This window comes from Botrimarina colliarenosi (assembly GCF_007859955.1).
Lineage (GTDB): Bacteria > Planctomycetota > Planctomycetia > Pirellulales > Lacipirellulaceae > Botrimarina > Botrimarina colliarenosi.
Window position 1 is genome coordinate 138,902 of the sequence record NZ_SJPR01000007.1, and the last position, 11,093, is coordinate 149,994.

8 protein-coding genes and 2 pseudogenes are annotated in these 11,093 nt (G+C 63.2%); 7 read left to right on the forward strand and 3 right to left on the reverse strand.

Annotated features, from left to right (window positions below):
- Positions 1 to 395 precede the first annotated feature (395 nt).
- A pseudogene (locus Pla108_RS21690) lies at positions 396 to 581 on the forward strand (transposase); the annotation flags it as partial.
- 261 nt (positions 582 to 842) lie between these two features.
- On the opposite strand, the pseudogene Pla108_RS21695 reads toward Pla108_RS21690, so the two are convergent.
- A pseudogene (locus Pla108_RS21695) lies at positions 843 to 1,226 on the reverse strand (M48 family metalloprotease); the annotation flags it as partial.
- Positions 1,227 to 2,275: 1,049 nt separating this feature from the next.
- On the opposite strand from Pla108_RS21695, the gene Pla108_RS18790 reads away from it, so the two are divergent.
- Complete coding sequence (locus Pla108_RS18790; protein WP_146446518.1) at positions 2,276 to 3,562, forward strand: hypothetical protein; 1,287 nt, start codon at positions 2,276 to 2,278, stop codon at positions 3,560 to 3,562.
- A gap of 65 nt (positions 3,563 to 3,627) precedes the next feature.
- Here Pla108_RS18790 and Pla108_RS21070 read toward each other — a convergent pair whose 3' ends face one another.
- Positions 3,628 to 3,807, reverse strand: coding sequence for a hypothetical protein (locus Pla108_RS21070; RefSeq protein ID WP_197526700.1), 180 nt, complete (start codon positions 3,805 to 3,807; stop codon positions 3,628 to 3,630).
- Between the two features lie 12 nt (positions 3,808 to 3,819).
- Between Pla108_RS21070 and Pla108_RS18795 the strand changes: the two genes are divergently transcribed.
- The 5 genes from Pla108_RS18795 (at position 3,820) to Pla108_RS18815 (ending at position 9,491) form a co-directional block, all read left to right on the forward strand.
- Positions 3,820 to 4,212: an integrase core domain-containing protein gene (locus Pla108_RS18795; RefSeq protein WP_197526701.1), complete on the forward strand. Its 393-nt coding sequence runs from the start codon at positions 3,820 to 3,822 to the stop codon at positions 4,210 to 4,212.
- Positions 4,213 to 4,555: 343 nt separating this feature from the next.
- A complete protein-coding gene (locus tag Pla108_RS18800) occupies positions 4,556 to 6,718 on the forward strand; it encodes a GmrSD restriction endonuclease domain-containing protein (RefSeq protein WP_146446520.1) in 2,163 nt (720 codons plus the stop codon).
- A gap of 810 nt (positions 6,719 to 7,528) precedes the next feature.
- Positions 7,529 to 7,696: an SEC-C metal-binding domain-containing protein gene (locus tag Pla108_RS18805; protein WP_146446521.1), complete on the forward strand. Its 168-nt coding sequence runs from the start codon at positions 7,529 to 7,531 to the stop codon at positions 7,694 to 7,696.
- 134 nt (positions 7,697 to 7,830) lie between these two features.
- A complete protein-coding gene (locus Pla108_RS18810; RefSeq protein ID WP_146446522.1) occupies positions 7,831 to 8,271 on the forward strand; it encodes an HD domain-containing protein in 441 nt (146 codons plus the stop codon).
- Positions 8,272 to 8,372: 101 nt separating this feature from the next.
- Complete coding sequence (locus tag Pla108_RS18815; RefSeq protein WP_146446523.1) at positions 8,373 to 9,491, forward strand: Fic family protein; 1,119 nt, start codon at positions 8,373 to 8,375, stop codon at positions 9,489 to 9,491.
- 400 nt (positions 9,492 to 9,891) lie between these two features.
- Here Pla108_RS18815 and Pla108_RS18820 read toward each other — a convergent pair whose 3' ends face one another.
- Positions 9,892 to 11,085 carry a DUF1501 domain-containing protein gene (locus Pla108_RS18820; RefSeq protein ID WP_146446524.1) on the reverse strand — a complete coding sequence of 398 codons (1,194 nt, stop codon included), beginning with the start codon at positions 11,083 to 11,085 and terminating at the stop codon, positions 9,892 to 9,894.
- Between the last annotated feature and the right edge of the window lie 8 nt (positions 11,086 to 11,093).

Here is an 11,093-nt window from a genome sequence, read left to right on the forward strand (position 1 = left end):
CAATCTCCGTGCCATAGGGAGCTAGGTCGGCTTTGCTATAGGGGTAGCAACCTCCGGGGCTCGGCTAGTTGTGCGTCACGACTAGTGTGGCTGAAGGACGATGTGTGGTCGTCATGACAAATGTCAAAGCCGGATGAGGTGCGACGAGAGCGGTGTGTGGGATGCTTGCCGTTCGCACGCACTGTTATAGATTCCACCACGACGTCATAGTGAAAACGACCATGGGCAAGGAACGACGCCGCATGGCGATGCACCAAAGTGCGCGATGCGCGCTCAATCTGGGCGCTCTGCGACTAATCATTGCGGAAGTACTTAGTAACTATCCCAGAACTGGTCTTGGCGGCGTAGGGCGATGTTCGTAGAGGTTCTCGCAACCCGAGCCCTGGAGGTGCGAGATGGCCGTTGCGGCGCCGCTGGAGACGATCTGGGAAGTGGACGATACGTTGTGGGCGATTGTCGAGCCGATCTTGATTGAAGCGTATCCTGCCAAGCTTACCGGTCGGCCGCGGGTCGATTTCCGGCAGGTCTTCAACGCGGTCGTGTTCCGCATGCGGAACGGCTGCCAATGGAACCGCATGCCGCCGGAGCTGGGGAGCGATTCGAGCAACCACCGCTGGTTCCACCGTATCGAGGCCGGTGGCGACCTTCACCAGCATCGAGACGACGGTGTCCGTATCGCCATCGACAGCCCGCGCCGCCATGCGGTCACAGTAAACCTCTTGATACAGGTCGAAGAGCCGCATCGTTTCGAAGTGGGGCGTGTCGGCCGAACGATCGTTCGTCATCGCCGCGAGGACTTGGGAAGCGACCAGCAATTCGCCGTCGTCTACCTCGTACATCAGCACATGCCCCAACTCGTGCCCAAAGAGCGCCTGCAGCTCTCGCTCGTTGAGCTTCGTCGAGACCGGCCCGGCGAGGATGATGTGCGCCTCGTCGGGCAGGTAGGCGAGCGAGGCGTTGAGGCCCTCGGCGTGTTGGGCTTGGTAGAGGGTGATCTCGTGACCGACGCCGAGAGAAGCCGCGGCCGCATCTGCGACCCGGTAGAGGTCCGGCTGGCTATCACGGCCGATGCGGTACATGCGTTTGAGGAGGTCAAACCGAACCGCCTCGGCGTGCTCCTTCTGCACCCGGTTCGAGGCGAACCACTCCCACACCGGGGCTTCTTCGCGTTGGAGGTACTCACGAACCTCGGCGTGGTACAGTAGGACGGCGGAGTCGAGCGACATCGAACGAGGGGGCTCCGAAGGGATTGGGGCCCTTAGGATAGCCTGAAACGCCCCTCACGGCGGGATGCCTGCTCTAGGAGGTTCGGTCGGCGTCCCGCTTGGGGCTAAACCACTAACGGGCGTGCTCAACGCCATGGAGGGAGGGGTTCGTCGCGCCAGCCCCGGTTCACGGCTCCCCTGTCGTCGTTCCCGCCGCAACTTCGGCGGCTCGCCCCTCGCAGGCTATTCATGACGGCCTGCGCCGTGCGGCGAATACGCGCTATGACCACCGCATGAGGAGCGGTGAATAGACGCCCTCTATCCACGGACAACCCGGCTGGCCGGAGCTGATCTGGGAGAGCGAGCCGCTCGCTCCCCCCCTGGCCCAGGTGCGCCACGCCCTCGGGAGCAGGTCGTTTGCCACAGCCGGCTCGGCGGGGTGCTGAAGCACTACGAACGGGCCGCCGCCTGATGCGAGGCGCTTCCGGGTTGCGCCCGGCAACCGTCCCGCGAGGCGCGTGACGACGGCCGTTCACGAACGGGGCGGCTCGAACATCAGACACGAGTCGTGCACGCCTTGATGAACAAAGAGCGGGAGACCTTCGACGACAACGAGTTGCCGTACCGCAGGCGGATGCTCTCAGTCCCCGCAGCCCGCAGCCCGATCTTCGCCGCTTCCCAAAATGAGCAAGTGCGGCGCCGGCGAGATCCACGTCGCTCTCACTTGCGACCGATCAGCACGACGATCGTGCAGCTAAGCGTCCGAACGCTGCGGGACTTCCAAAGCAATTGCCGCGCGCGATCGAAAAAGCGTGGCGCCTCGGTGCCCGCGACAGGCGCAGCCGGTCGTCATGGCGAACGATCTGAGGCCAAGCCTATCGGGTTGGCGTCGGGGGTTCGGATCGCCAGCGACCCGGGAATCGCAAGCGTGGTACTCAAGAGAGTTCCTTTGAAATCGCCAGAAAAAGCATGCGCCGCCAAGCTTCCTGGCGTTCGTACTTGCAGCGAGCTCGATCGACGACGCGGATCGTTTTCGGCCTCGAATGCCCCGCCGAAGCTGGAGAACCGAGATGCCCCGCCCGGATAATCAAGAGCAGCACCGCTGGGGCGCCTACGACTACCGCACGCAGGCGGAGGACCAGCGGCTCTACGAAGAGGATCGCAAGCGTGAGGAGCAGGATCGGTGGTTTCGAGAAAACCAGCGTCAGCAACAACTTCAATCGGCCCGACCGGAGCAATCCAGTCGCCCCAACCCGGCGCCCGCGGCGAAGCAAAAGACCAAGGACCATCGCACCCCGGGCGCCAAGCCGCGAACCAAACGAAAGTGGAGCGTCATCGCAGCCCTGATTGGGCTCTTTGCAGGCTTGGTGTTCGCTGGTGGTCAGCTCGGAGCGAACCAAGGCGTGTCGTGGGCGGTGGCGGTGATGTCAGCGGTGTTCTGCGGCCGCTATTACCGACAGATCATCGTTGTCGGCTTGTTGCTCGGCGCCGCCAACGCATTCCTCACCAGCGAGCAGGAAGGGGGAGACCGTGAAGCGCCCATCGCGGAGTCTCCGCGAAACGCCGACCGCGCGCAGGCAGCGAGCCGCGGATCGTCTCCCCAACAGCAGCGACGAACGCCGACTCAACCGTCACAAGCACCGCCGGCGCGTGTCGTAGCGACGACGCTTTCTAATCTGACTCCGCTCGTCATCAACTACGAATACCGTTGGGGAACCGGGGATTGGCAATTGGTTTCACTCGCCTCGAACCAGTCGCGTTCCCATCCGCGTCCGATTGGACTCGGCTTCATGGGAACGCCGGTTCTGGAGATTCGGTACGATGAAGACCTCAGCGCCGAGAAGTCCACGCAGTCCAGATCGCTGCAGAGCGGCCTGGACGAAGCGCCCGCCCAGGAACCTGCGCCGCGGCAGTACACGTTCGTGAAATCTTCGGATCGCGTCGGGCTGCGGAGCGACCAGTGGCAAACCGGCTGGCCGCACCCATTCCGTCGTGGATTGGAAGCGGCTGAGGAGGAAGGGAGTTGGCGGGCGGCTGAAGGCTACCGTTTGTACGCTCCGGGCGGCACGCCGATGGCCGTACCAGTCGAGGCGGGGGTGGGGCTCTTGGGCATGACGCTCAGGAGAGACGCGATGTTCGGCTGGATGGTTTACGACGTAATCGAAGGAAGCTCCGCCGAGCGGGCCGGCATCGAGCCGGGGTTCCACATCGTTGGGACGACGGAGGCGGTGTTCAGCCGACTCGACCTCAAGGCCTGCCGAGAACTCTTGTCGGGGCCGGTTGGAACAACGGTCGATGTCGCGTTCCACGGCACAGGAGGGAAGTTCTTTATCAGCCGCGGAATGCTGCGGGAGTGAGGCCGCGTTACCGAAGTCGAACAAGCAGGGGGCGGAACCACAATTCAACTCAACGATCGGGTTGGTCACTGCCGACCTAATTCGAAGACGAGGCACGGATCGTTCCGGTCCGCGACGAACGACGAGCGGTCGACCTTCGACGAAGACGTCTTGCCGTACTGCAAACGGATGATTTCCGTCGCCGCCATCCGCAAGCCAACTTTCGCCGCCTCAGACACGAGCGGGTGCGGCAACGGTTGGAACACGCCCCGATCGCTGTGCCGCCGATCAACACGGCGATCTTCCCAGCAGGCGTCGGCACCCCGCGGCCGTTTCGCGGCATCTGCCGCGGCCGATCGAGGAGCAAGTCGAATGTCGGCGCTTGTGACAGGCCGACCTCTCCCCGGCCCCCGGACCAGAAGGCCTTCATCGAGCGGTGGATCGGCTCGATCAAGGGTGAGTGCCGCCATCGGTTCATCGCTTTTGGCCTGGGGCATCTCGACTACGTCGTGGAGGAGTACGTCGGCTTCTACAACGAGCTCCGGTCGCATTCTAAGAAGGGGGACAAACCGCTGCTCTCTGGCCCGAGGTCGATGCTCCTCCGCACAGCGGCGAGGAGATCGTCGGTCGAGATTGGCTCGGCGGCGTGCTCACGCACTACGAGCGGATAGCGGCCTGAGGAGCTACGGACCTGCACCTCGGCTCAACTCAGCGCTCGGCGATTCCCTGCCGTAGGCCGCTGACAAAACCGGGACGTTCTGTGACAATCCAGCATCGGCATCGAGGGCGGCAACTTCTTGCCCGATCGACACTTGCCGGTCGATATCAAGTGACACTCTTGCCGGACGGGGTGCTGGATGACTTTGGATACGATCATCGGTCTCAACTGCGGCGCTCGTTGCTGGAAGTGATCGCCAAGAAGAGCCCCTACGCGTTCGTTTAGGAACGCGATAGCTACCGGCGGCCGATGCCGCCGACACGTGACTTAGGATTGAACGAGAACAAGGCGACGAGATGGAAACGCAAGTCCGGACACCGCTGCAAGTGTTCAATCAACCGCAGCGATTGGTCGTGCCGTTGTTCCAACGCCCCTACGTTTGGAATGAGGAAAACCAATGGGAGCCGCTGTGGTCAGACATCGTTCGCATGGCTGAACGAGTGCTCGCCGAACCAGCCGGCAAGCACTATCCGCATTTCCTTGGCGCGGTCGTGCTGCAACAGGTCCCCAATGCAGCCGGGTCGATGCAGGAGCGAACGATCATCGACGGCCAGCAACGGCTGACGACTCTCCAGTTGCTGTTTGACGCGTTGCACGCCGAGTTGGTCGCGGCGGGATCGGGCTCGCTGGCGATGCGGTTGGAAATGCTCATCAAGAACGCCGAACCGTTCTGGGTGAACCCAGAGGATCAGTTCAAGGTGTGGCCGACAAACCGAGATCGGCCGGCTTTCAACGCGATCATGTCCGCGCCGCTGCCTGTTGACTACGAAGCGATCGAGTTCGGCGACCAGCGAATGGTCCAGGCTCATCGCTACTTCGCCGAATCAGCGTCGGCGTGGCTGCGTGAGGAAGGCGACGGCGGTATCGCGCTGCGGGCCAATGCAATCGAGACGGCTGTTCGTGACTTGCTGCAGCTTGTGGTGATTGATCTCGGGGCAGACGAGAACGCTCAGGAGATCTTCGAGACGCTTAACGCCCGTGGCGCCCAGCTCACCGCGGCCGACTTGATCAAGAACTTCATTTTCCAACGGCTGCTCGAGTCCGGCGCCGACGTTGAGGCGTCTTACGTCAGGTATTGGCGAGATTTTGAATCGTCGTTCTGGGAATCCGAATTGAGCGTCGGGCGATTGCGTTTTTCTCGCTCGTCGATCTTCCTGAATCACTGGCTGGTCGCCAAGACGGGCGAAGAGGTTGTCGCTCGCGAAGTGTTTACCCGGTTCAAGCGGTATGTTGACGAATCGGACGAGCCGATGGAAACGTTGCTGCCGCGATTGACCGACGCGGCCAAGGTGTACCGTGAATTCGTGTTGGCTGGCGAGCAAAAGACCGGCCCGATGGATCGGCTTGGATTGTTCGCCTACCGCACCGGGGTGATGGAGAGCGAAGTCATCAAGCCTTTGGTTCTTGTTCTTCTCGATCCCGCAAGACCGCCGGTTCGCGACGAACAACTTCACAAAGCGCTTGGCGCGATCGAGAGCTGGATGGTGCGGCGGATGCTGATCCGCTCAACAACCAAGAACTACAACAAGCTCGTTGCCGAGCTCATTCGCGACCTCGATTCAACCGACCGCGACAAGATTGGTGACGTCATCGAGCGACTTCTTCTTTCTCAGAAGAGCGACAGCCGTTACTGGCCCGACGACGGAGAGGTTTTGGAGCAACTGAAGGTCCTGCCGGCCTACCGACGACTTGGCCGCGGTCGTTTGCGGATGGTGTTGGAGGCGATCGAGGATCATCTTCGTGGCTGGTCCGATGGCAAGTCCGGCTTAGGCGGCGAAAGGGTCCCTCGGCGCAAGCTCGCCATTGAACACATCATGCCGCAAAAGTGGGCCGCGCATTGGCCCCTTCCGGCGGGACCGCGTGCCGAAGGCGAGCGAGAAGCTTTAATCCACACGCTTGGCAATCTGACGTTGCTGACATCACGGCTGAACTCCAAGGTCTCCAACGGCCCCTGGGCTAGCGAGGGTGGCAAGCGTTCGGGGTTAGAAATGCACGACGTTTTGGTGATGAACCGTGAATTGCTGAGGGGTTCGGAGGCCGAATGGGCCGAGTCAATGATCCGCGCCCGGTCGGAAGAACTCGCCAAGCGCATCACCGAAGTATGGCCGACGCCGGCGGGATACAAGTCCGGCTTCGCCGCCGAGACGGTTCGCCCGCGTCACCGTGTCGATTTGAGCGACTTGGTGAGCGCCGAGTTCCTCAAGCCCGGCGCCAAACTGGTCCCCCGATCGAAGAAGTTTCGCGACCATGTGGCTGTAGTTCTCTCCGACGGACGCATCGAATGGAACAACCAGTTCTTCTCCAGTCCATCACTTGCCGGCAAGGCGATCACCGGCCGTGTGGCAGTCAATGGCTGGAACTTTTTCTTGGTTGAAGGCGAGAGAAAATGTTCGCTGAAAGAGCTACGGATCCGCTACCTCGAAGCCATCTCCGCCGACCCGGAAGATGATGAGGAATAAGTTGACTAAGCACCGAAGCGCTCTTTCAGCTGACTGACCATCTCGACGGTCGCTCTGATTCGGTCGGCAGATGATGGCCATCGTGTCACAGCCCGAATCGGATCGACCGTTGGCAGCAGTTTTAGACGATTGCTTTTCGGCAACTAGCTCAGGCTCTTCGCTGACGCTCTCGTACCAGCGCGGTGTCCGGGGCAAGGTTCGGGGCCTTCGATCAGGCCGACGAGCAACTTTGCCTCGACGACGCGGTGGCCTACCCGCTGCGTGTCACGAGCGTTGAGACCTTTGTGCTCTTCGAGCGTCTCGACATGTTTTCCCTGAAAGTGCTTTACGCCGATGAGCTAGAAGCCCCATCCGTTGTTGGGCGACACAGGGTGTCGGGGCCTGGTGGCCGTGGTCGTTCCGTGCGGATCCGTCGGGTCACATCCTCCGACGCGGCGGTCCCTTGCTGGACGTGACTGGAGATTTGAATGTCTTGGTCACTGGACCTCTCCTTCTGCCTGAGTTGACGATGCCAAGCCAAGGGCGACCACTGGGAGCGGGTCGCTCAAGGGTCTGCCCCACGGGCCGGGGTGATCCGCGGAAAGGGGGCCCCCCTGCAGCCCCGCCCTTGAAGGATCGCTCGCGGGCGCCACGGTGCATGGAATGCTTGCTCAAGCCACGAGGCAGGGCGCAGTCAGGCAGCAAGACGAGGAAGACCCGAACCTGCGGCCGGTCTAGGTGGTCTACCTCACGTCGATCCCACCCACAGCAGCCGTGACAGGAGGTGCGTCATGCCACGCTCACAAGACAAGAGCCGGTCCTTTCGAGCCGATGAGCAAGCGTCGTCGGGGCTACCCGTCGGAGTCGCAAGTAAAGGTCGGCGTCCGGCTCGTTCACGGCGATAAGCTGCTGGAAGAGAAACTCGGCCGCAACGACCTCTGCCCGTGCGGCAGTAGGAAGCGCTTCAAGCGTTGCTGCCTCGAGCGGGGCCGTTTTTGACGGCGCGAACCGGGATCACTACTTTTAGGGATGAGTGAACGCTTCCTCGCGAGGCCTGCCCCCGGTTGGGGGTTGGGCCCCGCTTGCATGACGGGAGCAAGCTCTCACAGCCACGCAACAGCAAAGGCTCCACAATGCCGTCAAGCGACCCGCAGCAGCAGTCTGCCACGGACCTCGTCGAGCTGGCTTGCGCTATCGCCACCCAAGCCCACGAGGGCCAGTTCCGCCGCGACGGCGTTACCCTGTACATCGAGCACCCGGCCGCGGTCGCCTCACGATCGCCGAAGGCGCCGCACTCTCAAGCCGTTGCCTGGCTCCACGACGTGCTCGAAGACACCGAGATGACGCGCGAAGATCTCCTCGACCGGGGCATCCCCGACGGTGTCGTCTCGGCGGTCGAAGCCCTCACCAAACAAGAGGGTCTCTCGTACGAGGAGAATCTCGAGCGGGCCGCGGCGGACGTGCTGGCGAGAGAGGTCAAGATCGCCGATATGCTGAGCAATCTGGCCGATCACCCCACCCCGAACCAGATCCGCAAGTACGCCCGCGGGCTGCTGCTGTTGCTGGGTGAGTAGCGGAGCGGCCGCCCAACCGGCACAACCGGCCCAAGCGCACGCCGAGCTTGCGCCGTGCGGCGAATACGGGCTATAATCACCGCATGAGGAGCGGTGATTAGATGGCCTATATCCACGAACAACCCGGCTGGCCGGAACTGACCTGGGAGAGCGAGCCGCTCGCGGCTCCCCTGGCCCAGGTGCGCCACGCGCAGGGCCGGCTGCTGGGGAAGATGGAGGCCCTCGGCTTCGACCTCCGCAGCGAGGCGAGCCTCACGGTCCTCACCGCCGACGTCGTCCAATCCTCGGCGATCGAAGGCGAAGCGCTCGACCCGGAAGAGGTCCGCTCGTCGATCGCCCGCAAGCTGGGTCTGGAGGTAGGGGGGCTCCCCACCCCGAGCCGCAGCGTCGATGGCGTGGTCGAGATGATGCTCGACGCCACGCAGCGGTTCGATCACGAGCTGACCGCCGAGCGCCTGTTCGGCTGGCACGCCTCGCTCTTCCCCACCGGCCACAGCGGCATCAATCGCATCGCGGTCGGCCGCTGGCGTGACGACCAGTCGGGCCCGATGCGGGTCGTCTCGGGGGCGATAGGAAAAGAAAAGGTCCATTTCCAGGCGCCCAAGGCCGATCGCCTCGACAAAGAAATGAAGCGTTTCTTGGCGTGGCTGAACGGGCCGAGCGAGACCGACCCGGTGCTCCGCGCCGGCCTCGCCCACTTCTGGTTCGTGACGATCCACCCGTTCGAGGACGGCAACGGACGGATCGCCCGGGCGGTCGCCGACATGATGCTCGCCCGGGCGGACGGGACGAAGGACCGTTTCTACAGCATGTCGTCGCAGATCGAGGCCGAGCGCAAGGACTACTACCGCCAGCTGGAGCTGGCGCAGCGCGGCGAACTCGACGTGACCGGCTGGCTAGGTTGGTTCGTCGGCTGCCTCAGCCGCGCGATCGACAGCAGCGACGAGCGCCTCGCCGGCGTCCTCAACAAGGCCCGCCTCTGGCGAGGTCTGCAAGCCCGACCGGTCAACGAGCGGCAACGCCTCGTCATCAACCGGATGCTCGACGGCTTCGAGGGTTTCTTGAGCACGTCGAAGTACGCGAAACTGGCGAAGTGCTCCAGCGACACGGCCCTCCGCGACATCCGCGAGCTGCTGGAGCGGGGGGTCCTTGTCCCGAACCCCGGCCGCGGCCGCAGCACCAGCTACCGTTTGGCGCCGCCGGAGAACCTCGTCAAATAACGGCAACCTCGTAATGGTTCTAAACACACAAATTCCTCCGGCGTCAAAACGCCCGAGGCGTTTACGTCCTGCGTAGGTTTGGACCGGCGGCAGCATGCCATGCCGTCTGCGAACGCTTCGGTCAGGCGTCGCCGGCGGCCATCGTCTAGCGGTCGAATTGACCTCACATCCTCAGAGGTCTTCGCCACCGACCACAGTTCGGCGTCCGCCGTAAGCTCAGCGGATGGTCCAGCCGATGGAGACCTAAATGGGTCGGTATCCGCATCGGTCGATCCGACCTGTGATGATAGAATCGTCCATGGTCGTGCGGCGGTCGGCCTGAACTCTACAGCTCTACAACCACACACAGGCCCCTGACTATTGCATTTGTCACTGGCTACTGCTTAGGTAATGACACTGGTCAGATGAATGGCAACGGTTCGAACCTCGTACCGAGCACAACTTCGGATGGCACATCAATCCACCTGTCGAGCAGCGTGGCGTAGAGGCGACGGAAGTCGACCTGCATGGGGACATCGCCATCGACTAGCTTTGAGAGATCGCCACGGTCGCCGTAGAGGCCGGCCTTGATCGGCGTGCCGGCTACGAACACGGGGCCCGCGGCGCCGTGGTCGGTCCCCTTCGAGTCGTTCTCGGCCACGCGCCGGCCGAACTCGCTGAAGGCGAGCACAACGACACGCTGATCGAGTTGGTCCGTCCGCAGATCGTCGAGGAAGGCTTGGAGAGCTTCCGAAAACTCGCGCAGTAGGTTGGCGTGGGTGAAGAGCTGCGCCGAGTGCGTGTCGTAGCCGCCTTGCGACGCGTAGTAGACCCGCGCCCGCGACCCACTCCGCAGCAGCTTCGCCACCAGTCCCAGCCGCGACACGAGTTCTGACGTTGGGTACGCGGAGCGCGAAGCCGAAGCGGCGCGCTGGTCGCGGGCGAACGCCTCGGCGGCGGCGTAGGCCGACTGCGACTGCTGTGTGACGAAGGAAGCGATGCCCGTCGCCTGGTCGCCGGCTTCGCCTAGTGGCGGCGTCGGTCGATCGAGCGTCAAGTCGCCGGCCTCGGACAAACTGGTGGCGCTGGCCCGTCGTCCCCAGAGGGCGAACGGCGTTTCATCGGCGCCGACGTAGACCGCGTCGGACTCGACGGAAGCAGGATTGTTTCTTGTGGACTGATCGAGCGTGCGGCCGAGCCAACCGTAGGCCTCCCGATCGGCGTTCTCACGGCGCCCGGCCTGCCAGATCCGCATGCTGCTGAAGTGCGAGCGGTCGGGGTTCGGGTAGCCGACCCCCTGAACGATCGCTAGCCGCCCGTCATCGAGCAGCTCCTTGGCGCCCTTCATCCGAGGGTGGAGGCCGACGTGGTCGTCGATCTTGAGCAGGTCGGATTCCTTCAGCCGCAGCGCCTTGCGCGCGCGGCCGTAGCCGTCGTCGCCATAGGGGACGACCGTGTTGAGCCCGTCGTTGCCGCCGTCGAGCTGGATGACGACCAGCACGCGGTCATCGACCTGCATAGGCGCCGCCTGGGCCGTCTTGGCAAGAAAGGCCGGCACGAAGGGCGCCGCCGTGACGAGCGACGTCGTCCGTAGAAAGTCTCTCCGTGTAAACACCGACAGCC